This is a genomic window from Halococcus salifodinae DSM 8989 (genome assembly GCF_000336935.1).
Lineage (GTDB): Archaea > Halobacteriota > Halobacteria > Halobacteriales > Halococcaceae > Halococcus > Halococcus salifodinae.
Genome location: NZ_AOME01000051.1, coordinates 208,774 through 231,514, shown reverse-complemented (window position 1 = coordinate 231,514; position 22,741 = coordinate 208,774). Strand labels below are relative to the sequence as shown.

Sequence of the window (22,741 nt, the reverse complement as noted above, 5' to 3'; positions counted from 1 at the left end):
TCTACGGCCGGCCCGTCCCCGGAGGATCTTTCGGGTCGTGCGGATCGCCCGTCACGACCGCCTCGTGCAGTCGGGGCAGTACGTCAGTCACGTCTGCCCGGAAGTCGTACTCGGCACGATCCGATAGCGGCGTGCGTTCCAGGTTGACGAGCACCATCGTCGCACCGCGATCGGCCGCCGTTCGGGGGAGCGACGCCGCGGGTTCGACCGTGAGCGACGAGCCGGCGACGAGGAAGACATCCGCGCGCTCGGCGAGCGCGTGGGCTTCGGACAGCGCGTGCTCGGGGAGGGGCTCACCGAATAGCACGACGCCAGGCTTCAGAACTCCACCACACTCCTCACACCGTGGCGGGAGTTCGCCATCGCGGGCGCGCTCGCGGACGGGCTCGGCCGGAACGCGCCGACCGCAGTCCCGACAGACCGCGCGCTCGCCCGAACCGTGGATCGTGACGACACCCTCAGAGCCCGCCGCGGCGTGGAGTCCGTCGATGTTCTGGGTCACGACCCGATCGAGGTGGTTCGTGGATTCGAGAGCAGCGAGTGCCTCGTGGGCTGCGTTCGGTTCGATGTCGTCGCCGTAGACTGCGTCGTGGAGTGTGAGTCGGTCGCGCCAGAACCCCCCAGGATCGCGGTCGAGTCGCGAGACGTGGAAATCGTCGGGATCGTGTCGCTCCCAGAGGCCGTCCTCGCCACGGAAGTCGGGGATTCCCGAGGCGGTGCTCACGCCCGCGCCGGTCATCGCCACCGTGGTGTCGGCCTCGTGGATGGCCTGGGCCGCGAACTGGAGGTCCTCGACGTCGACGGTCATGAGAACTGATGGCGGTGAGCGAGCAAAAGTTCGCTGTCTGTCTCCAACGCGAGCGCGAACGACTGTGGTATCCGTTGCAGGGAAGACGTGTTCGAGGTGATTACTGGACCGGTACTCTCAGGTCACGTCGGGGACATCCTCCGACGAAACGCCGAGGGAAGCCGCGAGAAACGTCCATCGATCGAGTTCTTCGTCGACTTTCATATCGATCGATTTACCGAGGCCATGACCGGTGTCGGTCTCCGTGCGAAGACAGAACGGACCGCCGGCCGCCTCGTTCTGTAGCCGTGCAGTCATTTTCCGGGCGTGACTCGAATGCACGCGTGAATCCCCCATCGCGGTCGTGCAGAGCACCGGTGGATACGCGCGATCCCCGATCCGTTGATAGGGTGAGTATTCGCGGATCCATTCGTACTCCGCTTCGGTGTCCGGATGGCCGTACTCGGGCGTCCACGATTCGCCGAGGAGGAAGCGATGGAAGCGAAGCATATCGAGCAGCGGGACCGCACAGACCGCCGCGCCCCACCGGTCCGGGTCGCGTGTAAGCACCGCGCCCGCCGTGAGTCCGCCGTTGCTTCCGCCGATCGTACCGATGCGGTCGTGTGTCGTCACACCCGATTCGGCGAGGTGATCGGCGGCAGCCTCGACGTCCTCGAACGTCCGTTGTTTCTCGGCGCGCATCCCGGCTTCGTGCCACGGCTCGCCGAACTCACTGCCCCCACGAGCACAGACCTGTGCGTAGACGCCACCCGCGGCGAGAAACGGCAGACGAAACCGCGAGAACATCGGCGTGAGATTGATTCGAAAGCCGCCGTAGGCGTACAGCACCGTCGGCGCGTCGCTCGGATCGCGGTCAGCACGATGGGCGACGAACATCGGGACATCGGTTCCGTCCGTCGACGTGATGGTTCGACGCTCGACCTCGAGGTCCACCGCAACGTCGAGGGCGGGCTCGCGGACGGTTCGGGTCGTCTCGGTTTCGAGGTCGGCGTGGACGACCGACGCGGGTCGCTCGATCGACTGCACGACGTAGAAGCAGTCATCGGCGTCCGGATCGCCGGCGACGCTGTGGACGGTCGAGAGGGCGGGGAGTTCGACGTCGAAGGCGTGCGTGCCGTCGTGATCGTACGCAGCGAGATGACTCGCGGCCTCGCGGTGGGCGTGAACGACGAGGTAGTTCGGCGTCGTTGTGATCTCCCTGATGACGCCTTCTCCTTCAGCGATGACCGTCTCGGGGGCCTCCTCACCGGCGAGAAAGGTCGCTGCGTCCGCTGTGAGCACTCGCCCACGCGCTGCGTCGGCGTCGGTTCGGAGGAAGACCGTCTCGTCAGTGAGTTCGACCTCGACGCTCGCCTCACCGCCATCGAAGAGCGGTTCGAAGGTCTCCTCGTCCTCCCGCCACGCCGTGACGCGTGTCCCGCCGGACATCTCGCCGAACGAGGCGAGCAGCGTCCCCGTGGGCTCGTGATACGCGAGCCGCGGCCAGACGTGCTGGTCGTCGTGGGTGGCGAGCACGATCTCTTCGCCGTCGGCGTAGTGCCGGAACTCCTTGTCCATCTGTGCGCCCGCACTCGGATCACCCGTTGCGACGTAGTAGAAGCCTTCACCTGCCCACGCGAACATGAGCGAGCTCGTGCGGCCGACCGTCCCGCGGTCGACGAGCACCTCGCCGGTCTTCGTGTCGGCGATGTGGAGATCGTACTGCTCGTCGCCGCCCCGTGCGACACCGTAGGCGACCCGCTCGCCGCTCGGATCGACGTCGAACCAGTCGATGGACGCTTCGCCCTCGAAGTCGTCGGGCGTGGCGAGGACGCGCGCCTCCCCTCCGGGGGTATCTCGGATATGGAGCGAGGGACGATCAGCGTCAGTATCGCGGTCGAGAGCAACGTATCGGTTGCCACGGGGCGTCACGGCACCGTAATCGGGAATCTCGGTGAGTGCCTCGAACGCCGGGGTGAACGCCGCCCGAAGGTCCTCGTCGAGAACAGTGTTGGTGTACTCGCTCTGTCTCTCTGTCCAATCGGCGACCGCGGGATCGTCGGCGTCGGCTTCCAGCCAGCGATACGGATCGACGTGCTCATGGCCATGTAGTACCTCCGTTACCGGTTCCGTGCGGGTGTCGGGCGGCGTCGACATACGCACACTGCGGGCCGACCGATCAAAAGATTTCTCCACGGAATCGTACACTGATAGATAGCCGAATCGTGTCTGCACCCCGGTACTGGTCTGGAGAGCACAGAAAACCCACGACGACGATCGTCACTCACAGACTGCCGAAGTCGATGTCTATCGCGTACCAGTCGAGAACGAGCACCAGCACTCCCCCCACGAGCGCCACTGCGCCGAACTCGCTGACCGTCGTCACCGTCCAAACGACCCCCTCTATGTTGGAGAGCTCCGCAACCGGTGCTCGAAGGGCTCCGAAGACAAGGGCAACGAGAAACGCCAGCGTTGCGTCCCGGTTCCTGTCGAGCAGGTGGCTGATGAGGCGTGCAACGGTGAACAGACCGACCAGACCGCCGAAAAGAAACGTGAAAACCTCACGCCCAGGACCCACGACCGCTTCGAACCCACCACCAGTAACCATCCCGCCGATCCCGTCGACGAACCCATTGAGCGAGTCGTACATCGGGAGATACTGCCCGAGGATGATCAACAGAAGCGAACCCGAGATTCCCGGAAGGATCATCGCACTCACCGCGATCGCACCGGCAACGAAGACGACCGCAAGACCGCCACTATCGAGCACCTTCACACCACCAGAGAGTGCGAACGCGAGCGAGAATCCCAGGACTACTGCCAGCCACTGGCCGATCGAATCGACCGTGAGCGCTCGCCAGAGGATCACTGCGGAGGCGGCGATGAGACCGAAAAACAACCCGAACAGGAGAACGGGAGCGCTGGCCGCGGCATACTCAACGATTCGCCCCACGATCAGAACGGCCGTCACGACTCCGGTGAGCAAGGTGGCCACGAACACCGCATCGAACTCCTCGAGGATCGCACCGGCGCGGTGTCTCGAACTCCCGGAACCCCACCGGTAGTATCGCTCGAAGGAGATCGAGGACACGTGGCGGGGTGATCGCTGTGATAGCCGCGATCAGGCGTCCGTAGATGCCTGCGATAAGCGCGACTGTTCCGCCGGAGATGCCGGGAACGGCGTCGGCACTCCCCATCAGGATTCCGACGACGAAGACCTTCGCAGACGCCCGAAACGTGGATAAGGACTCCGTAGCGATCCTCAATCCCGAAGACGTGTCTCCGTTTGGTGTCGGCACTGCGTTCTCGTCGACCGGATCGTGTAAACTATTTCTGTTTTCATGCTAGTGAGATGAGTCCGTTGCACCGCCGGGAAAGCCATCCTTCACGCAACCGTACGGCGAGACACGAATCCGGACCATCGACTGCGATCGTGTGTGTTTCAGTCCTCCGACGAACCGTTCCCGATGGTCGATCATTCCTCGTTCGGGTCAGGTTGAGACGGCGCGTCGTCAGCCGCCTCTTCGTCGGGGCCGAACCAGTGGAACGGACAGAAGTACTCGTTGTGTACCAGTTCCTCTTCGACGATTTCGAGACCGAGCGAGGCGAGGTCCCGTCCGATGCGGCTGAGGTCGTCACCGTCGCGCCCGACAGCGACGACGTGGATGTTTTCCTCACCGGTCATCAGCTCCCGGGCCGAGACCACACCGGGGATCTCCAGCGTGTCGCGAGCGAGCTGTTCGCGCTTCGGGATCGGAGCGGTGCAGAAGATGATGGTGAACAGCTGATAGCCGACGCGTTCGTAGTCGACGTCGATATGACTCCCCTGAATGACGTCGTCATCTCTGAGACGAATGATGCGGTTGCGGACCGTACTCGGCGAGACACCGTAATCCGCGGCGATCTCGGCGGCCGAGGTCTCCCAGGCGTTCTCCTGAAGCCGGTAGATCACGTACCGATCCAGCTCGTCCAAATCGCGCTGTGGCATGGACTGAGTACGCGGTCCCTCCCGGGAAAGCGTTTACCGTTCGCTACAACAGCCAGCGCTCGAGCACCCGACCGAGCCATCCGGGGTTCGTCGCCTCGCGCGGGCGGACGACGAGCGCCGGACAGTCGGCATCGGCCGCGAGTCGCTGTTCGTCGGTGCTGACGACGAGGACATCGGCCGCCCGACTTTCGAGCGGCGTGGTCCCACCGTCGGCGACGACGCCGGTCCTGACGGGTGCCGAGCAGAGCTGTGCGACCTCCTCGTGGTAGTCGGTGATCGTCCGCTGCTGTTCCTCGGATACGAACTCCTCGACCGCGTACTCGAGTGTCACCTCGGCATCGTGAGCCGTCGCGATCGCGTCCGCGATGGCGATCTTCGCCGGATCGTACGGCCCCTCGTCGGTGATGACGGCAACGGTATCGACCGTGCCGAACCCCTCGCCGTCGTCGTCCACCAGCACCACGTCGCAGTCGGTGTGTTCGAGCACCCAGTCGGCGTCGGAGCCGAACAGTCGGTCGCGGAGGCCGCCTGCTTCCCGCTCCATCACCAGCGTGTCGACACCGGTCTCGGTCACGTGATTGGCTAGCGCGTGGCGGGTATCGTGGCTCACGACCTCGCTCACGTGAACGGGGACGTTCACATCGGTCGCGAGCGTGTCCGTCCGTTCCTCGAACTCGATGTCGGCGGGCGATTGCTCGGCAGCCGCTTCCAGGGGTACCTGGTCGGCCACCTCGTCGAATCTGACGACCGAGACTCGTCCGTGCTGCGGGGCTGCGAGATCCACAGCGACGTCCACGAGCGCCGCCTCGTGTGAGGGGTCCACGTCCTCGGGGACCGCCACGAGCGCTTCGTAGCTCTCGCCGGTCGGGCTGACGGCTGCACGGGTGCGCTCGACAGCCTGCTTGCCGAGTTCACGCCGGACGGCGTCGACGGCGGCACCCTCGCGCTCGACGCGGTCGCGGGCGTACCAGAAGTACCACGCGACGCTTCCGGCCGTGATGAGAACGGCTCCGAGGAGCGGGATGGTCCCCATCTGCGTGAGCAAGAGCAGTCCACCGACGACGCCGAAGCCCTGCATCCAGGGGTACAGCGGAGCCTCGAACGTGGGCTCGTACTCCATCGACCCGCGGCGAAACGCAACGACGGCGAAGTTGACGAGGACGAACACGAGGATCTGGAACGCGCTCGCCAGCTTGGCGATGCTTTCGAGCGGGACGAACGCGATGAGCAGTAGCAGGACGACGCCGGTGAGGGTGATCGACGCGCTCGGTGTGTTGAAGCGGTCGCTGATCTGCCCGAGCGACGGGGGAACGAGGTTGTCCCGACTCATCGCAAACGGGTATCGAGAGGACGACAGGATACCGGCGTTGGCGGTGCTCACCAGCGCGAGCAGCGCCGCGACCACGACGGCGGCGACGCCTGCGGGGCCGAGTGCAGCCTCCGCGGCGACCGCCATCGGTGCGTCCGAGGCGGCGATAGCCGACGTGTCGGTAACGCCGAGCATGACGACCACGATCAGCGCGTACAGCGCCGTCGTGAACGCGAGCGAGCCGAGGATCCCGAGCGGGATGTTCCGTTCGGGGTTTTCGATCTCCTCGGCGACGCTCGCCACCTTCGTCACGCCCGCGTACGAGACGAACACGAGTCCGGTGGCCGTGAGGATCCCCCCGACACCGCTGTCGAAAAAGCCCGCGTAGTTCGTCGGCTGTACCGACGGCGTCCCACCGACCGCGAACCAGCCGAGCGCGACGAGCATCACGGCGACGATGACGACCTGTATGCGACCTGTCTCTTATACACATCTCTGAGCGGGCTGGCAAGNCCATCAGAGATGTGTATAAGAGACAGAACAGATAGAGGAGATACGGAACCCCACCGACCAACGCCAGTCCGCCCTTGAACGACAGCGAAAACCACGTCCCGATACCGGCAACCGTCCCCAGGAGCGGCCCCATGCCGCGCTCGATGAAGATGTACGTACCGCCCGATTCGGGCATCGCCGTCGCCATCTCGGATTTCGAGAGCGCTGCCGGAAGCACGACGATGCCGGCGAGAACGTACGCGAGCACGACCGCCGGGCCCGCGTATCCGACCGCGACTGCTGGCAGGATGAAGATGCCGCTCCCGATCATCGCCCCGATGCTGATGGCGAGCACCGAAATCAGTCCGAGGTCGCGTTCGAGACTCTTCGGCACTACGCGTCGCCTCCTGCTCCACCCGATCGTAGTCGTTCACGTTCCGGTTCGTCCGTCGATTCCCCGTGTTCCGTGTGTCGATCCGGATTCGTCCGATTCGACGAGCGCTCGGTCTCGACTGTCTCGACGCCGCGGCGCTGCCGATCGAGCGCGGTCGAAAGCGCCGTCGAGGCACAGACGGTCTCGATACCGGCCTCGGTGAACGCTTCGAGGTTCGCGGGATCGTTCACGAGTGCGATAACGCGCCCGGACCCCTGGAGACGGAGAAACTGTGCGAGCAACAGGTTCTGGCTGTCCAGACGTGAGGTCACGATGGCGATGTCCGCCTCGTCGATGTCCTCACGATCGAGCGTGGCCGTCGAGCTCGGATCGGTCACACGGGCGTCAGCACCCGCTCCAGCGGCGCGTTCGGCCGCATGGGCGTCGCCAGCGAGAAGCGTCACTGCTGACGAACCGTTGGCGAGCTGCACCGCGAGTGTCTCCCCAACCGCTCCCTCACCGCCAAGTATCACTGCACGGGCTTCGTTCATAACGAAACGTTTCCTGTACCCATATTATATCCCGAAACGTGATAAGGTAGTCGATGGGCTAACGATTCGTGAACAAACGTTCGTTACTTTCAACGACCGACCGCCTTCGCAGCCCCGGAGTCGAGCGCGTAGCTCCGGAGTGTTTTCGGCGGGCGACACTCTCGATTCTCGGTGGGCACGACTCCTGGGCTCTGATTGGTCCCCCACCACCGAGCCACGGTCCCGATCGGGAACGAGGGCCGAGGGCCGAGGGCCGGGGCAGACAGGAGAAAAGTCAGTCGGCCGGGTCCCCGAACTGCGGGATCGCCGTGATCTCCGCCGGGTCGACGTCCTCGAAGGCCGCGCGTGCGATAGTGCGCTTGTGGACTTCGTCCGCACCGTCGATGATCCGGAACGCCCGCACCGCCTCGTAGAAGTCCGCGAGCGGCAGATCCCGACCGATTCCCGCTCCGCCACAGCACTGGACCGCGAGATCGATCGTCTCCTGGGCGACGCGCGCGGCGAACACCTTGCTCATCGAGACCTCGACGCGGGCCTCCTCGCCCGCGGCGATCTTCCCCGCCGCGTCGCGGACCATCGTCCGGGCGGCGTGGAGTTCGGTTTCGGCCTCCGCGATCGAAAAACGCTGGGCCTGTTTGTCCGCGAGCGACGACCCGAACGCCTCGCGCTCGTCCATGTAGGCTTTCGCCACGTCGAGCGCGCGCTCGGCCATCCCCGAAAACCGCATACAGTGGGTCAGTCGGGCGGGCCCCAGTCGCTGCTGGGCGATGTCGAACCCGGCGTTCTCAGTACCAAGGAGGTTCTCCTCGGGCACCCGCACGCCGTCGAACGTGATCTCGGCGTGGCTCTCCGGCACGAGGCTCTGGCCGAGGTGGGGGATGTCGCGGACGATCTCCACACCCTCGACATCGGTCGGCACGAGGATGATCGAACAGCCGGCGTAGGGATGGGCGTCGGGATCGGTGCGCGCCATCACGAGGAGGACGTCGGCCGCGCCGCCCTGCGTGGTCCACCACTTGTGGCCGTCGATGACCCACTCGTCGCCGTCCTTTTCGGCGGTCGTCCGGAGCATCTTCGGATCCGATCCACCACCGGGGGCGGGCTCGGTCATCGCGAAGCCCGATCGGATCTCGCCCGCGACCAGCGGCCGGAGCCAGTTCTCCTTCTGGTCGTCGGTCCCAACGAGTTCGAGGGTGTGCATGTTGCCCTCATCGGGCGCATCGACACGCATCGCGGGCGCGCCGAGCAGGCTCCGGCCCGCCTGCTCGAACACCGGCAGCACGTCCCGGAACGCCATCCCCATCCCACCGTGCTCCTCGGGAATCTGGGGCGCGTAGATGTCGTACTCGCGGGCCTGCTCGCGCAGGTCGGCGATGGTCTCGCGCGAGACCGACTCGCCGCCGGCGTGGGAGCGCTCCGCGGGCAGGACGACCTCCTCCATGAACGCGCGGGCGCGGTCGGTCGCCTCGCGTGCGGCCGCCGAGTCGTCGTACTCCATGCAGATACATCATCACACACCATTGTAAAACGATCGGGCCGCACAGTCGAGAACGACCCCCGCGAACCCCCATTTATTCATACGATGTCCACAAACGGACCTACCAATGGTAACCGAACGACTGCGGCGGCCGTGGTGGGACGCATGAACGGCGGTGACGGGACCGAGGAAGCCGAGGGGGCGTACTTCGCCCGGATCGTCGACGAGGAGTCGTTGGCGAGCTACTTCGAGCGGGAGCTGGGCTCCGTCGAGGAGTATCACATCGAACACCATCAAGAAGGTCACTCGAACGAGACGCTGTTCGTGGAGTGGGGCGAGCGTGACCTCGTGGTTCGCCGGCCGCCGCCCGGCGAGACCGCCGACACCGCCCACGATGTCCTCCGAGAGCACCGGGTGATGGACCACCTCCAGGACACACCGGTACGAGTCCCGCCGACGGTGCTCGCGTGCGAGGACGAGTCGATTCTCGACTGTGAGTTCTACGTGATGGAGCGCGTCGGGGGGAGCGTGCTCCGCGAGGCCGAACCCGAGCGCTTCGCCACACCGGCCCACCGCCAGCGGATCGGCGAAGAGCTGATCGACGGCCTCTGTGAGATCCACGCCGTCGACCCTGGAACTGTGGGACTGGGCGAGTTCGGCCATCCGGAGGGGTTCACCGAACGCCAGGTGAAGCGGTGGTCCGAGCAGTTGACATGGGCGTTCGATGTCACGAGCGACGAGCGCGAGGTGCCCGCACTCTACGACGTGATGGAGTGGCTGACCGCGAACGTGCCCGACGCGCCGACCCATACTCTAGTTCAGGGCGACTACAAGCTCGATAACGTGATGTTCGCGCCTGGCACACCGCCGGAGCTCGTCGCGGTGTTCGACTGGGAACTGAGCACGCTCGGAAACCCGCTCGTGGACCTTGGGTGGCTCCTCTCGTACTGGTGGGATGCGGGCGACCCGGACCCGCCCGCGGCGACCGACTCGCTCAACGCGACGTTCATGACCCGCGAGGGCTACCCCACCCGGAAGGAACTCGTCGAGCGCTACGAGACCAAGACAGGAATCGAGTACGAACACGACCGGTTCTACCGCGCGCTCGCGGTCTACAAACTCGCGGGCCTCGGCGAGATGTTCTTCCGACGGTACTTGGAGGGCAACGCCGACGACCCGCTGTACCCGAAGATGGAGACCGGCGTTCCCGAACTCGCCGACCGCGCGCTCCGGATCATCGCAGGCGAGGAGCCGCTGTGAGCTACTTCGAATCGGTCGCGGTCGGCGACACCGCTCGGACTGCGGGACGGACGGTGACGAGCGCGGACGTGACGAACTTCGCGGGCGTGAGCGGCGATTTCAACCACCACCACACCGACGCCGAGCGGATGGCCGACACCGAGTACGGCGGCCGGATCGCCCACGGCGCGTTCGTCTTTTCGGCGATGACCGGCCTGCTCTGGCAGTCGCGCACGCCCGAACAGCGCGAGGACGTGATCGCGTTCTACGGGGTGGACGGACTCCGCTTCACCGCGCCGACGTACGTCGGCGACACCATCCACGTCGAGATCGAGGTCGTAGCGAAAGAAGAGCGCGAGCATCCGCGTGCCAGCGGGACCGTGCGGTACGACGCTGCGGTGAAAAACCAGGACGACGAGACCGTGCTCCGGTGTGAACTCCTCTCGCTGGTGCGCTGAACAACGCCTTGGGACCAGGGCAGTACACGGGTTTGCCAGTCACTCTCGACAGTCATTCTACCGCCGACGCCGCACCGCAGTCGAAACAGACGTTGACGAGATATTCGGTGTCCTCGGCTAGCCTGACACGCATATTGCTCCGGTCACACTCCGGACACGCCACTGCCGACTCGATACCACACTCGGGACAAACGAGGACCTCTTCGCCATTCACTATCACTGGCTGTCTGTCCTCGTGACCGCACTCGGGACACGGCAGCGGAACCCGCACGTCCTCGCTGTCGCGGGGAGCGCCCACCGCGAACGCCACCACCGGCTCGTCGGCAGCGTTCTTGCCGGACTGGAACTCGCCAGGCGCGAACCGGATCGCCTCGTTCTCGTCGACAGTGATCTCGCCGACCGAACAGTTCGATTCTGCACGGCTTCGCGGTGTGTACGTTTCGAACGTCGCCTCTCCTTCGACGATGAGAAACACCTCTTCTTGGTCCATATGTGCGTGGATCGAGCCGCTGAACCGCTCGTCGGGGTCGAGGACGTACCGGTTGATCGCGATATCGGCGGTGTTCAGCGGGCCAGATAGTTTTCGTCGGTCAATATTGTTCTCGGACGGAGCGGGATCGAGGTCGTCGATCGAGGCAGTCTCCATGTCCACAGTCCGAACTGCGGTACACAAAAACGTGCATCCGCTCAGCCAGAAGCGACGGCGCGCGACTCGTCGATCAGTCGTCGTTCAAGCTTTCGAGGAGTTCGGGGTCGGTTCCGAACTTGAGGACGTTCGTCACGACGGAGTTGCGGATGTTCGCCACGACCTTCCCGTGCTGTTTGTAGAACTCGTGGATCCACCGGGACTCGGCCTCGCGGGCGGGGAACATCATCACGGTCTTCCACTGGTACTCGCCGTCGGAGAGGAAATAGAAGAGGGTGTTCGGCGAGTCGCGGATGTACTCCATCGCCGCGCGCCACTCCTCAGCGAAATGCTCGGGGTCGAACTTGAACTCGAACAGCCCGAAGATGAAGTACTCCTCGTTCGGGATGATCGCCTCGCGGAAGACCCCCTCCTCGCGCATTCGGCGGATCGACTCGCTGATCGTGACGTGCGAGACGTCGATGTCGTACTCCTCGGCGAGGATGTCGGTGAGTTCGCGCGAGGACACCTGGGGATCGCGCGCGAGCTCGCGCAGGATCACCACGTCGCGGTGCGAGAACTCCCATTCGGGCGCGTCGTCGGTCATCGAATCGCTCTTACAGGGATCATCCCGCACCCGGCGTAAGAAACTCACGGAGTTCCGCGACGTACGCGTCGGGCCGATCCGCCATCACCCAGTGGTAAGCCTCGTCGAGTCCCACCACCTCGCCGTCGAGATCGTCAGCGAGGCGCTCGCCGTATTCGATCGGCTGGAAGTCGTCGCCAGCACCCCACAAGCCGAGGAAGTCGGCGGTGATCGCGTCGTAGTCGATCTCGGTCGTGTGATTCGTGTTGGTCGCCACCGCACACCGCGCGAGCGAGGTACGACCTTCCTCCGAGAGCCACGGCGCGGTCAGTCCCTCGACGAACGCCGGATCGGGGTCGCCGTACGCGCCGAGCGTGAACGCCGAACTCACCTGCTCTTCGAGGTCGTCGAGCGGCGTTTCGGTGGTTTCGGGGAGTTCGAAGTCGGTGATGAACTCCACCGGCCACGAGTCATAACACACCGCGTTCGAGCAGACCAGCTGGGCGACCGCGTCCGGATGGTGGGCGGCGTAGCGCAGCGCGACCCCGCCGCCGATGTCGTGAGAGACGATCGAAACCGTCTCGATTCCCAACTCCTCCAGCAACGCTGCGAGCATCGCCTCCTGGGCGCGGATCGACCGATCGAACCCGTCGGCCATCGCGGAGTTGCCGTACCCAAGGAGGTCGGGCACGATGACGCGCCGATCCTCGGCGATCGCCGGGACGACATCACGCCAGAGAAACGACCACGTCGGAATGCCATGGAGGAAGACGACGGGCGGGTCGTCCGTCCCGCTCGTGCCGTCGCCACTCTCGTCGCCTTCGCTGTCGAGACCCCCGCTGCCGTCGTGGCTGCCGGGGCCGTCGTCGCGGTACGCCACCGAGAGGTCGTGGCCGTCGACCGTCACGGTGGTCGTTGCCTGGCCGACAGCCCACTCGTCGTGGTTCATAACAACTGGTCGGCGATGATGTTCTTCTGGATCTCGCTGGTGCCCTCGTAGATCTTGGTGATCCTCGCGTCGCGGTAGTACCGCTCGGCGGGGTGATCGGTGACGTAGCCCGCCCCGCCGAACACTTGAATCGCCTCGTCGGCCACGTCGACCGCGTGCTCGCTCGCAAAGAGCTTCGCCATGCTCGCAAAGCGCACCGCGTCGTCGTCGCCCGCCTCGACGTGGGTGGCCGCCCGGTAGGTCAGCGAGCGCGCGGCGTCGACGTTCGTCGCCATCTCCGCGAGCTTGTGCCGGATCGCCTGGAACTCCGCGATGGGTTGATCGAACTGCTCGCGCTCGCCCGCGTACTCTCGCGCGGCGTCGAGCGCACCCTGTGCGGCTCCGACGGCCTGGGCGGCCACACTGGTCCGACCCGACGCAAAGAAGTCCATGAGCTGGTAGAACCCCTTGTTCACCTCGCCGATAACGTTCTCTTCGGGCACGCGCACGTCGTCGAGCATCACCTCGGCGAGATCCGAGGCCCTGATCCCGAGCTTGTTGTCGATCTTCTCGGTCGAGAACCCCTCGGAATCGGTCGGAACGAGGAAGGCGGTGATCCCCTGGTGACCCGCGCCGGGATCGGTTTTCGTCATCACGACCGCGATGTCGGCGACCGTCCCGTTCGTGATCCACATCTTGTTGCCATTGAGAACGTACTCGTCGCCGTCCTTCTCGGCGCGAGTTTCGATCCCCGCCACGTTCGAGCCGTGGGCGGGCTCGGAGATCGCGCTCGCGGAGGCCGACTCGCCCGCCGCGATCGGCGGGAGCCACTCCTCTTTCATCCACTCGTCGCCGTACTTGACGATCATGTTGCTTCCGAACCCAGCCGATCCGACCGCGCTCCCGATCCCCGGGTCGGCGCGCCAGAGTTCCTCGGTCACGAGCGCCGACGACAGCGTGTCCATCCCCGCGCCGCCGTACTCCGTCGGGATGTTCGGGGCCACGAAGTCGTACTCGGCAGCCTCCTTCCGGAGCTCTTCAGGGTACTCGCCCGACTCGTCGTGTTCGCGCGCGACGGGTACGATCTCCTCCTCGGCGAACTCCCGGACCGCACTCCGGATCGCCTCCTGCTCGCCCGATAGCTGAAACGACATACTCGTTACTGTGCTTCCATCGAAAAGTATCTTCGCCCCAGTGTTGAACATCGGTAACTTCGACGCCGGTTTCGGGGGAACGACTATGCCGGTGCCGCTCGTCGGCCACGGTATGCGCGCAGCAGTCCTCCGCGAGTACGGCGAACCGCTCGACGTGACAGAGGTCGACGCGCCCGATCCCGCCGCCGACGGCGCGGTGATCGAGCTGGAGGCGTGTGGCATCTGCCGAAGCGACTGGCACGGCTGGCAGGGCGAGTGGGACTGGCTCGGGCTCAAGCCACCCGAAGGCCAGATCCTCGGCCACGAGCCCGCGGGCAAAGTGATCGACGTCGGGAGCGAGGTCGAGAACGTAAGTGAGGGCGATCAAGTCACGGTCCCGTTCAACCTCGGCGACGGCACCTGCCACCAGTGTCGGACCGGCCACTCGAACACCTGCGAGAACATCGTGCCGCTCGGGCTGAACGAAGCGGCTCCGGGCGCGTTCGCCGAAGAGATGCACGTTCCCGTTGCTGACCACAACGCCGTCCAACTCCCCGACGGCGTCTCGGCAGTCGACATGGCAGGACTGGGCTGTCGGTTCATGACCGCTTTTCACGCGCTCGCTCACCAGGCGGATGTCGACGCCGGCGACTGGGTCGCGGTCCACGGCTGCGGCGGCGTCGGACTCTCAGCCGTACACATCGCCGACGCACTCGGTGGGAACGTCGTCGCGATTGATCTCCAATCGGAGAAGCTCGAGCTGGCCGAGGACCTCGGCGCGAGCGAGACGGTCAACGCGAGCGAAACCGAGAACGTACCCCAAGAGGTGAAAGCCATCACCGACGGCGGCGCAGCGGTCTCGGTCGATGCGCTCGGGATCGCGACCACCTGCCGCAACTCGATCATGAGCCTCGGGACCCGCGGCCAGCACGTCCAGGTCGGACTCAGCACCGACGACGAGCAGGGATCCGTCGAACTCCCGACCGACATGATGGTGATGCAGGAGATCGAGTTCGTCGGCTCGCTCGGGATGCCACCGACTCGATACGACGAGATCTTCCGGATGGTCGCTGACGGCAAACTCGATCCGAGTGTGGTGGTTTCGGAGACGGTCGGTCTCGACGATGTCTCCGCAAAGCTCGCCGCGATGAGCGATTTCGAGACGATGGGGATTCCGGTAATCGACGAGTTCTAAAACCCACTTTTTACACGGGGTCCTCCCTCGCTCCCTGCGGTCGCTCAGTCGAACCCCGTCCAAAAACCTGGACTAAAAACACCCGCGAACGCCGTCGGCGTTCGCGGCGAACCGCGCTCGCTTCGCTTACGCGGACGGTCTCCGTCTACATCCGCACCGCGTTCCACGACCGCACCGCCCGAGCCCTCAGTCACTCCGTTCCCTCGCCCTCGATCCACCGAGGAACCCCACCGCCGAAGCCCTCGACCGTTCGCTTCGCTCACGGGCTCGCCCTTCATCCGCCAGGAGAGCTTCGCTCTCCTGAGCCTCGACTCGCTGCGCTCGTCGAGACGCCAGGCCCGCACTGCCACCGCAACCGCCAACAACCGGCAGACGGCAAGAATACCACACAGCGACGAACCACAACGTTGTTAGTGCGATCCACGAAGGAACTGACGTGCAGACCGAGCACGTGACCGCGGTCGGCGACGCCCGCGACCTGGCGCTCGCCGACGATTCGATCGATCTCGTGGTCACGTCGCCGCCGTACCCGATGATCGAACTTTGGGACGATCTCTTCGCCGATCTCGATCCGGCGATCGGCGATCACCTCGATCGGGGTGCCGGCGACGCGGCCTTCGAGGCGATGCACGCGGCGCTCGCCCCCGCGTGGGACGAACTCGCGCGCGTGCTCAAACCGGGCGGGATCGCCTGCATCAACGTCGGCGACGCCACCCGCTCGATCGACGACGAGTTCCAGCAGTACCCGAACCACGCGGCCGTCGTCGAGGCGATGCGCGAGCGCGGGTTCCGATCACTGCCCGACGTCCTCTGGCGAAAGCCCGTCAATCGCCTCACCAAGTTCATGGGCTCGGGGATGGTGCCGACGAACGCCTACACCACCCTCGAACACGAGTACATCCTCGTCTTCCGGAACGGCTCGACGCGCGAGTTCCCGCCGGGCGAGCGCCGCCGCTACGAGAGCGCGTACTTCTGGGAGGAGCGCAACGACTGGTTCTCCGATCTCTGGACGCTCACGGGCACCGACCAGGCCCTCGACGGTGAGGGCCGCGACCGCTCGGGCGCGTTCCCGCTCCAGCTCCCGCTCCGGCTCGTCAACATGTACTCGGTCTACGGTGATCGCGTGCTCGACCCCTTTTGGGGAACCGGAACAACGACGCTCGCGGCGATGCTCGCCGGTCGCAACTCGGTCGGGTTCGACCGCGACCGCGCGCTCCTCGCGGGGTTCGACGACCGGATCGCGGGCCTCGAAGCACGGTCACGATCGTACGTCGAACGGCGACTCGACAACCACCGCGAGTTCGTCGCCGAACGCGAAGCGGCGGACGAAGAACTCGGTTACGACGTCGAACACTACGATTTCCCCGTCGTCACGAAGCAAGAACGACGAATCCGGCTCTACGCCGTCGAGGACGTCCGCCCGACCGCCGGTGGATACGCCGTCGAGCACGCGCCGTTCGAGCCATAGCGGGACTTTTGTTCGCCCGGCCGGACTCAAGGACATGAACTTCGAGTCGCTCGTTCTCGCGGCCGCCACGGCCGACCTCGCCGAAGAGCCGGCTGCGCGCGAACACGCCGACGCCGTCGAGTTCCGGCTGGACCTCGCGTCCGATCCACTCGTGGCGCTCGACGCCTACGACGGCGAGCTTCCGCTACTGGCGACCAACCGGACGGAAGTCGAGGGCGGTGGGGCCGCCGAGGGGCCGAAACGACTCGACGTGCTCCGCCAGGCCGCCGAGCATCCAGGCGTCGAAGCCATCGACATCGAACTCGCAGCAGTCACGGAGAACGAGCATGCAGGGGAAGACGGCGGTGCGGATGTCGTTGCCCACGCCCGCGAGCACGATGCGAGCGTCGTGGTCTCGGCTCACGACTTCTCGGGAACGCCACCGCAGTCGGAGCTTCGGGAGACGCTTTCGCGGGCCTGCGAACACGGCGATATCGGAAAGTTTGCGACCACCGCCACGTCGATCGACGACGTGCTCGCGCTCCTCTCGGTCACGCGCGATCTCGACGCCGACGGACATCGGGTGGCGACGATGGCAATGGGAGCGACGGGACGGCACTCCCGCGCGATCGCACCGCTGTACGGCTCGCGGATCGCGTACGCGCCCGTCGACCCGGATGCGGCGACCGCACCGGGCCAGTACGACCTCGCGACGCTCGCCGACCTACTCGACGCGCTACGGTGACTCGGCGGGCTCTTCGACCGTGAGCCACTCGCCGAGTCGGGCGGCCACGCCGACGCCGAGCAGGCTGATGCAGACACCGACGACCACGAACGCCACCAGTCGGATGTCGCCGGCGATCTCGAATCCCCGGATGGAGACGATCCCGAGCGCCATCGGCGGAACAGTCAAGGGGTCGATCACGCCGGCGCGTTCGAGGAAGTACGCCGCGAACCCGCGGACCACGAACGCGACCGCGATCACCACGAACGGCAGGTTGAGCGCGGCGTTTCCTATCTGGGTGTTTCGGAGCCACTCGTCGAGCGCACGGCCGATGCTCGCGGTCAGCGCGGCGATCGCCAGCCACGGCACGCTGTCGAACAGAAACGCCATCGCGGTCGTCAGCACGCTCGCCTCGGCCGCGAGCGGCGTGGCACTGATGACGCCCGCGACGATCCCGACGAGAGCGAGCCCCGCCGCGACCACGCTCGTCACCACCGAAACCCGACCGGTGTAGAGCCCGTCGCGAACCCCGCTCGCGAGCACCGCGAGCGCGTCGTCGACCCCGAGGCCCTTGTAGAGCAAGAACAGGCCGGCGACGCTGGCGACCGCCGCGAGCGCGGCCGTCACGTTCTGCACGGCGACGAGGATGGGCACCGCGAGCAAGAAGAGGCCGATCGGAACGAGTACAGTGGCCCGGAGCTGTTCGTCGGCGAGAAACTGCTTCAGGAGGTAGTAGGTGGATTCGAGATCGCGCGCCTGCCGCACCACGACCCGCGAGACCCCATCCACGCGAACCCGGCTCTCGATCACGTGGACCAGCCGCTCGTCGGCCGCGTTGTCGGTCACGACCACCGCCGACTCCACAGGATGATCGGCGAGGAGGTCGTCGATCTGCTGGGCGATCGCCCGGTCGCTATCGACTGACTCGTCGGGAGCCGACACCACCGCCAGCACCGGCTCCTCGCCCTCGTCGCGGCGCTCGCGAGTGATCCGGAGGCCTTCGAGCAGGCAGTTCACCCGACTGTCCTCGGGATCGTCGAGCCCGACCTCGGTGACGAGCGAGCGCACCGCCCGCTCGCCGACCACCGGCGTCTCACCAGCGGCGTCGGCGATGACCGCGCCGCGATCGATGCAGACGACCAGGCTGCTCACGCCCGGTTCGATGGCGTCGTCGAATAAAAACGTGCGTCATGACCCGGCCGTGTTTCGGAACACGGTTCGCAGCTGATCTACAGCCGGAGTCGAAACTCCTCGTCGACGCCGACCGCGCCCGCGACGCCCGCGCCGAAGGCATACGCCACGCCCTGGGACTCCGCCCGGAGCCGTTCGAGGAAGTTCTGTTGGGGTTCGAACTCCTCGACGGTGACCTCGCGGGTGTCGAGCCGGTCGGCGAGTTCGTCCTCGATGTCCTCGCGGGTGCCGAGCTCGTCGACGAGCCCGTTCTCGTTGGCGTCGGTGCCCAGATAGACCCGTGCTTCGGTGTCGCGGACCGTCTCCTCGTCGAGCCCGCGCCCCTCTGCGACTCGCTTGACGAACGTCTCGTAGTAGTCGTCGACGATCCCCTGAAGGTACTCTTGATCCTCTTCCTCGGGCTCTTTCAACGGGAAGCCGGCGTCCTTGTACTCGCCGGCGTTGAGTGGCTGGTATTCGAGGCCGAGCTTGTCGCCCAGCCCCTTGGCGTTCACGTTCGAGCCACGGACGCCGATCGAGCCGACGATGCTGGCCTCGCGCGCCCAGAGCTCGTCACAGCCGCTCGCGATCCAGTATCCACCGCTCGCGCAGGTGTCGGTCGCGTACGCGATCGTCGGGCCTGAGAACCGCTCGACAGCGAGTCGGATGTCCTCGCTCGGGAGCACCTCGCCGCCGGGCGTGTTGAGCTTCACGATCAGCGCCCGGACGTTGGGGTCCTCGTCGGCGCGTTCGATCTCCGCGACCACCTTGTCCGCGGGAGTCGAACTCTGTCCGCTGCTCGGAAGGCGACTCCCCTCGCGCGTGATCGGCCCCTCGACCGCGACCTCGGCGACGTCGTAGCCGTCGCTGACCTGCGAACGGAACCGCTTGATCGTCCCCCACACGCCGGCACCCGCGGTCGCGCCCGCAACGATACCGCCGAGCGCTCGCTGTCGGGATCGGTGATCCGTCATACCGCCGTTCGGAGGGCGGGAGGGATTAAGGGTTCGCTCGTCGTGTAGCGGTCGCTGCGGCGGCTACGATCACAAAACGTCGCGTCGAATCGGTTTAGAGCTTGCCCGCTTTCTGCAGCTTCATCAGGTCCTCGGTGTCGAGGGTCTCGCCCTGCTTGAACTGCTCGTAGATCTCCTCGGCCTCGGCTTCGGCCTCCTCGCGCTTCTTGTCGCGCTCGGATTTGCGCTCCTCTTCTTCCTCTTTGTCCATCTCGCGCAAGCGCTTCTGGACCTCGACGAAGTCCTCGTGGTGGCGGTCGGCGGCCTCCTGGGCCTCGACGAACTTCTCGTGCCACTCGTCGGCCTCGTCGCGGACGTCGTCGGCCTCGCGGTAGGCCTCGATCATCTGGTTGTGGTGCTCCTGGGCCTCGTCGGCGAGCTCGGTGACCTTCTCGTGGTGTTCGGAGGCCTCCGCACGGACCTCCTCGGCCTCGGCCTTGATCTCTTCGAGCCCGTCGGTGTCGTCGAGGGCCTCCTGTCGCTGTCGGTACTCCTCGCGTTTGTTCTCGATCTTCTCGATCAGCTCGCGCTCGTCCTCGCTGGAGAGCACTTCGGTCTGCTGTTTGAACTCGAGGTCCTCGATCTCGGATTCGAGCTCGTCGAGGTCCTTGCCCTCGTCGAGTTCGAGGTCGGACTTCATGTCGTCGACCTCGTCGAACAGCTCGTTGGCCTCGGCGTTGAGCTCGTTGCGTTTGGACTTGTGCTCCTGTACCTGATCGTTGAGCTCGTCGCGCTGCTCGCGGTGCTCTTGGGCGGCGTCGACCTTCTCGCGGGTCTTGGCGTTGAGGTCGTCGCGCTTGGAGGCGCGCTCGGAGGCCATCTGATTGAGGTCGTTGCGCCGGTCGCGGAGCTTGCCGGCGAGTTTGATCAGTTTGCCTTTCGAGTCGCTGTCGAGGTCGTCGTCGGTGAGTTCAACGTTCGCTGATTGTTCGATTGTGCTTGGCATGGTTCGTTACGATTCCAGTCGCGCTGGCGTCCGTGGTCGCCGCTCCCGGTCGGTCGCTGTCGGCTGGTGAGGAGAAGCCCGTATCATTTCGGTGTGCGTGCGATCCCACAGAAACGCCAGCGGCGTTCTGGTATCTGCACGTACTGCCAGAACGGGTTTAAACGTTGCGGTCACGACAGTCTGTAAACAAGTACCATGGGTGGTGCGTCGCCGACTTCCCCACACCGCCGATCCGCCGCTACCGATCGACTGTTGTGGTCACCACGTGATCGTCGATCGACAGGGACAGTTCGACACGGTGTGCCTCGATCGGCACGTCGATCTCGCCGACCGTGTCCCGCGAGAGCGGGCCGATTTCGACCGACAGCGCCCCATCGGCGTCGCCGGCCGTCCACGCGAGGTCACCCGTTGCCGGTTCGGGAGTGTCGTTCACCACGACGGCGCGGGTTTCACCCGGCGTGGACTCGTCGAGAAACGCTTTCACCGGCGCGAAGGCGGTCTCGATCGGATCGGTGTCGTTATCGTCCGTCGCTGGCGGGAGCGCCGTGACGATCGGACGGCCCGACTCCCGGAGTCGTTCGAGTGCGTGTCCGGCGCGTTCGGCACGTTCGTCCGCGTCCGCCCCGGGAACGACGTAGCGGGTGTGTGTGCCGGCATCCAGCGGATCGTCAGCACCGGCGTAGCCGTCGAGCAGCCACGCAGTCGGGCTCGACACCTCTTCGGGGCCAGCATCGAAGCCGGGAAAGACGAAGGCGGGAACGTCGTTCGGCAACGCTTCCGCAGCCGCCGTCGCGGTCGCTGCAGGATCACCACCACTGGTTGCACGCAGGACGTAGCGATCACCCTCGTCGTCGATCGATTCGAAGCGTGCGGCGTCGTCGCGGACGCCGAACCCTGCGAGGCTCGGGTGGTGGCCGTACGCGCCGCCGAGAGTGCGGGCGACTCGTCGCGGCCGCTCGACGTCGAGTCCGCCGGGATCGAGCGGGACGTCCTGGCAGATGAGCAGCCCCGCCTCGTCGGCAGCGTCGTAGAACGCGGGCGGCGGAACCGCACCCACGGGACGGACGAGAGTCGCGTTCGCTGCGAGCGCGCGCTCGACCGTTTCGGGGGTGGGCGATCGCACACACAGTCCCCGGATCGGAACCCGGGTGCCGTTGACGACGATTCCGTCGGAGCGACTCTCGACCGTTTGAAATCCAGTCGTGGCGGTCCGCTCGCTCTCGTCGAGCGCGGCGTGGACGGTGTAGCGGTTCTGCGCGCCGAACCCGCGTGGCCACCACCGGTCGGGGTCGCGGACGGTGAGCTGGCCGCGGACGGTCACGCGATCGCCCGCGTCGGCAGTAACGCCCACATGGCTCAGCGCACTCATTCCATCCGTGTCTGCCGATCGAAGCGAAAGCTCGATTCGATCGCGGAGATCGGTGCCCGCATCGACGGTGACGATCGCGTTGACGCCCGAGCCGTCGTCGGTGTCGTAGTGACGAATCGTGAGGTCGGTGATGACGTTCTCGGGGGTGGGTTCGACGCTCGCTCGTCGGACGCCGGGGATCGTTGGCTCGTTCGCCGGCGACGTTTCCCCGGCATCGTCCAGTCGGTTTTCGGGAGTTCGACACTCGACGAGGAGTTCGTTCCTGTCGGCGGGCTCGAACACCGATCGGAACGGCGTGAAGGGGGTGTCGTGCGTGCCATAGAAGTCGCCGTTCAGCCAGACCCGTCCGCGAGGGGAGAGTCCGTGGAGTTCGAGCAGCGCTCGACCCGCCCCATCGCGTGGATCCGCGAACGACGTCCGGTAGGCGACGGCGTGCTCGCCAGCGAAGCGTGACGGACGCAGCGAATCGACCGCGACCCACTCGTCGGTGGTCGGTGGCCCTTCCCCCGGATCGACGGCCGCAGCCTCCCACTCCCCGAGTTTCATGGTTCGAGCCGGGCACGCCGCGATCATAGCCTTTGCGTTGAACCTTTTTGCAAGGGGGGGGGGAGTGCGCCCCCTCACTCCACTCGGTCACTCGCGTTGCTCGTTTGGTCGCGGCAGGACTCCTGGCGCTCGCCGCAACCGCCTCGCCTCCGTAACCGCCCCGCCTCTGCACAACACCACCGAAGCCCTCGGCGCGCGCTCACTCCGTTCGCTCACGGGTCGTTCCTCCCCGTTCGTGCGTTCGGCGGTGCTCACTTCGTTCGCACCGCCCGTCGCTCGCCCTTCATCCGCTGTCAGAGAAACCTCCGACAAGCCTCGTGCTCGTTTCACTCACACGAGACGCCAGGAGAGCGGAGCCCTCCTGAGCTTCGACTTGCTGCGTTCT

Annotated in this window: 18 protein-coding genes and 2 pseudogenes; 5 read left to right on the top strand and 15 right to left on the bottom strand. The window is 65.8% G+C overall.

Going from position 1 to position 22,741, the window contains the following annotated elements:
* Position 1 precedes the first annotated feature (1 nt).
* The 7 genes and pseudogenes from C450_RS08375 to C450_RS08345 all read right to left on the bottom strand — a co-directional run bounded on the left by C450_RS08375 (position 2) and on the right by C450_RS08345 (position 8,998).
* Positions 2 to 808: an SIR2 family NAD-dependent protein deacylase gene (locus tag C450_RS08375; RefSeq protein ID WP_005042585.1), complete on the bottom strand. Its 807-nt coding sequence runs from the start codon at positions 806 to 808 to the stop codon at positions 2 to 4.
* A 117-nt stretch (positions 809 to 925) separates the two neighbouring features.
* Complete coding sequence (locus C450_RS08370) at positions 926 to 2,944, bottom strand: prolyl oligopeptidase family serine peptidase (protein WP_005042583.1); 2,019 nt, start codon at positions 2,942 to 2,944, stop codon at positions 926 to 928.
* A gap of 127 nt (positions 2,945 to 3,071) precedes the next feature.
* Positions 3,072 to 3,984, bottom strand: a pseudogene (locus C450_RS08365) (DUF368 domain-containing protein).
* 278 nt (positions 3,985 to 4,262) lie between these two features.
* Entirely contained in the window at positions 4,263 to 4,775 is a 513-nt protein-coding gene (locus C450_RS08360; RefSeq protein ID WP_005042579.1) for an Lrp/AsnC family transcriptional regulator, read from the bottom strand.
* Positions 4,776 to 4,818: 43 nt separating this feature from the next.
* Positions 4,819 to 6,970, bottom strand: a pseudogene (locus C450_RS08355) (amino acid permease).
* Positions 6,970 to 7,500: an NAD-binding protein gene (locus C450_RS08350; RefSeq protein ID WP_005042577.1), complete on the bottom strand. Its 531-nt coding sequence runs from the start codon at positions 7,498 to 7,500 to the stop codon at positions 6,970 to 6,972. The pseudogene C450_RS08355 and the gene C450_RS08350 overlap by 1 nt, the downstream one beginning before the upstream one ends.
* Positions 7,501 to 7,774: 274 nt before the next feature.
* Complete coding sequence (locus tag C450_RS08345; RefSeq protein WP_005042575.1) at positions 7,775 to 8,998, bottom strand: acyl-CoA dehydrogenase family protein; 1,224 nt, start codon at positions 8,996 to 8,998, stop codon at positions 7,775 to 7,777.
* Between the two features lie 144 nt (positions 8,999 to 9,142).
* On the opposite strand from C450_RS08345, the gene C450_RS08340 reads away from it, so the two are divergent.
* Together C450_RS08340 and C450_RS08335 are read left to right on the top strand one after the other, a co-directional pair.
* The gene (locus C450_RS08340) at positions 9,143 to 10,237 is read left to right on the top strand and encodes a phosphotransferase family protein (protein ID WP_005042573.1); all 1,095 of its coding nucleotides are present in this window, start codon (positions 9,143 to 9,145) and stop codon (positions 10,235 to 10,237) included.
* On the top strand, positions 10,234 to 10,674 hold the full coding sequence (locus C450_RS08335; RefSeq protein ID WP_005042571.1) for a MaoC/PaaZ C-terminal domain-containing protein: 441 nt from the start codon (positions 10,234 to 10,236) through the stop codon (positions 10,672 to 10,674). The genes C450_RS08340 and C450_RS08335 overlap by 4 nt, the downstream gene beginning before the upstream one ends.
* Positions 10,675 to 10,726: 52 nt before the next feature.
* Here the strand turns inward: C450_RS08335 and C450_RS08330 are convergent, their stop codons facing one another.
* The 4 genes from C450_RS08330 to C450_RS08315 all read right to left on the bottom strand — a co-directional run bounded on the left by C450_RS08330 (position 10,727) and on the right by C450_RS08315 (position 13,967).
* Positions 10,727 to 11,320 carry a cupin domain-containing protein gene (locus C450_RS08330; protein WP_005042569.1) on the bottom strand — a complete coding sequence of 198 codons (594 nt, stop codon included), beginning with the start codon at positions 11,318 to 11,320 and terminating at the stop codon, positions 10,727 to 10,729.
* Positions 11,321 to 11,393: 73 nt separating this feature from the next.
* The gene (locus tag C450_RS08325) at positions 11,394 to 11,906 is read right to left on the bottom strand and encodes a hypothetical protein (RefSeq protein WP_005042566.1); all 513 of its coding nucleotides are present in this window, start codon (positions 11,904 to 11,906) and stop codon (positions 11,394 to 11,396) included.
* 19 nt (positions 11,907 to 11,925) lie between these two features.
* Positions 11,926 to 12,834 (bottom strand): alpha/beta fold hydrolase, encoded by a 909-nt coding sequence (locus C450_RS08320; protein WP_005042563.1) that lies wholly within the window; start codon positions 12,832 to 12,834, stop codon positions 11,926 to 11,928.
* A complete protein-coding gene (locus C450_RS08315; protein WP_005042561.1) occupies positions 12,831 to 13,967 on the bottom strand; it encodes an acyl-CoA dehydrogenase family protein in 1,137 nt (378 codons plus the stop codon). Before C450_RS08315 ends, C450_RS08320 begins: the two co-directional genes overlap by 4 nt.
* Before the next feature lie 112 nt (positions 13,968 to 14,079).
* Here C450_RS08315 and C450_RS08310 point away from each other — a divergent pair, with 112 nt between their 5' ends.
* From C450_RS08310 to C450_RS08300, 3 genes are all read left to right on the top strand, one after another.
* Positions 14,080 to 15,141: a zinc-dependent alcohol dehydrogenase family protein gene (locus tag C450_RS08310; protein ID WP_193790509.1), complete on the top strand. Its 1,062-nt coding sequence runs from the start codon at positions 14,080 to 14,082 to the stop codon at positions 15,139 to 15,141.
* Positions 15,142 to 15,577: 436 nt separating this feature from the next.
* Positions 15,578 to 16,609 (top strand): DNA-methyltransferase, encoded by a 1,032-nt coding sequence (locus C450_RS08305; RefSeq protein WP_005042556.1) that lies wholly within the window; start codon positions 15,578 to 15,580, stop codon positions 16,607 to 16,609.
* 34 nt (positions 16,610 to 16,643) lie between these two features.
* Entirely contained in the window at positions 16,644 to 17,333 is a 690-nt protein-coding gene (locus tag C450_RS08300) for a type I 3-dehydroquinate dehydratase (protein WP_005042554.1), read from the top strand.
* Here C450_RS08300 and C450_RS08295 read toward each other — a convergent pair.
* The 4 genes from C450_RS08295 to C450_RS08280 form a co-directional block, all read right to left on the bottom strand.
* Positions 17,325 to 18,464, bottom strand: coding sequence for a DUF373 family protein (locus C450_RS08295; protein ID WP_005042552.1), 1,140 nt, complete (start codon positions 18,462 to 18,464; stop codon positions 17,325 to 17,327). The genes C450_RS08300 and C450_RS08295 overlap by 9 nt on opposite strands.
* A gap of 77 nt (positions 18,465 to 18,541) precedes the next feature.
* A complete protein-coding gene (gene sppA / locus C450_RS08290; protein WP_005042549.1) occupies positions 18,542 to 19,456 on the bottom strand; it encodes a signal peptide peptidase SppA in 915 nt (304 codons plus the stop codon).
* 94 nt (positions 19,457 to 19,550) lie between these two features.
* Positions 19,551 to 20,441, bottom strand: a complete 891-nt coding sequence (locus C450_RS08285; RefSeq protein WP_005042547.1) for a coiled-coil protein — start codon at positions 20,439 to 20,441, stop codon at positions 19,551 to 19,553.
* Positions 20,442 to 20,679: 238 nt separating this feature from the next.
* A complete protein-coding gene (locus C450_RS08280) occupies positions 20,680 to 22,356 on the bottom strand; it encodes a glycoside hydrolase family 2 (protein WP_005042545.1) in 1,677 nt (558 codons plus the stop codon).
* Positions 22,357 to 22,741 lie beyond the last annotated feature (385 nt).

What these genes read in the sequence shown, in the direction of transcription:
- C450_RS08325 (WP_005042566.1), bottom strand. Translation starts at nt 11,906, where the DNA reads ATGACCGACGACGCGCCCGAATGGGAGTTCTCGCACCGCGACGTGGTG.
- C450_RS08375 (WP_005042585.1), bottom strand. Translation starts at nt 808, where the DNA reads ATGACCGTCGACGTCGAGGACCTCCAGTTCGCGGCCCAGGCCATCCAC.
- C450_RS08345 (WP_005042575.1), bottom strand. Translation starts at nt 8,998, where the DNA reads ATGGAGTACGACGACTCGGCGGCCGCACGCGAGGCGACCGACCGCGCC.
- C450_RS08315 (WP_005042561.1), bottom strand. Translation starts at nt 13,967, where the DNA reads ATGTCGTTTCAGCTATCGGGCGAGCAGGAGGCGATCCGGAGTGCGGTC.
- C450_RS08370 (WP_005042583.1), bottom strand. Translation starts at nt 2,944, where the DNA reads ATGTCGACGCCGCCCGACACCCGCACGGAACCGGTAACGGAGGTACTA.
- C450_RS08340 (WP_005042573.1), top strand. Translation starts at nt 9,143, where the DNA reads ATGAACGGCGGTGACGGGACCGAGGAAGCCGAGGGGGCGTACTTCGCC.
- C450_RS08360 (WP_005042579.1), bottom strand. Translation starts at nt 4,775, where the DNA reads ATGCCACAGCGCGATTTGGACGAGCTGGATCGGTACGTGATCTACCGG.
- C450_RS08300 (WP_005042554.1), top strand. Translation starts at nt 16,644, where the DNA reads ATGAACTTCGAGTCGCTCGTTCTCGCGGCCGCCACGGCCGACCTCGCC.
- C450_RS08350 (WP_005042577.1), bottom strand. Translation starts at nt 7,500, where the DNA reads ATGAACGAAGCCCGTGCAGTGATACTTGGCGGTGAGGGAGCGGTTGGG.
- sppA (WP_005042549.1), bottom strand. Translation starts at nt 19,456, where the DNA reads ATGACGGATCACCGATCCCGACAGCGAGCGCTCGGCGGTATCGTTGCG.
- C450_RS08330 (WP_005042569.1), bottom strand. Translation starts at nt 11,320, where the DNA reads ATGGAGACTGCCTCGATCGACGACCTCGATCCCGCTCCGTCCGAGAAC.
- C450_RS08280 (WP_005042545.1), bottom strand. Translation starts at nt 22,356, where the DNA reads ATGAAACTCGGGGAGTGGGAGGCTGCGGCCGTCGATCCGGGGGAAGGG.
- C450_RS08320 (WP_005042563.1), bottom strand. Translation starts at nt 12,834, where the DNA reads ATGAACCACGACGAGTGGGCTGTCGGCCAGGCAACGACCACCGTGACG.
- C450_RS08310 (WP_193790509.1), top strand. Translation starts at nt 14,080, where the DNA reads ATGCGCGCAGCAGTCCTCCGCGAGTACGGCGAACCGCTCGACGTGACA.
- C450_RS08285 (WP_005042547.1), bottom strand. Translation starts at nt 20,441, where the DNA reads ATGCCAAGCACAATCGAACAATCAGCGAACGTTGAACTCACCGACGAC.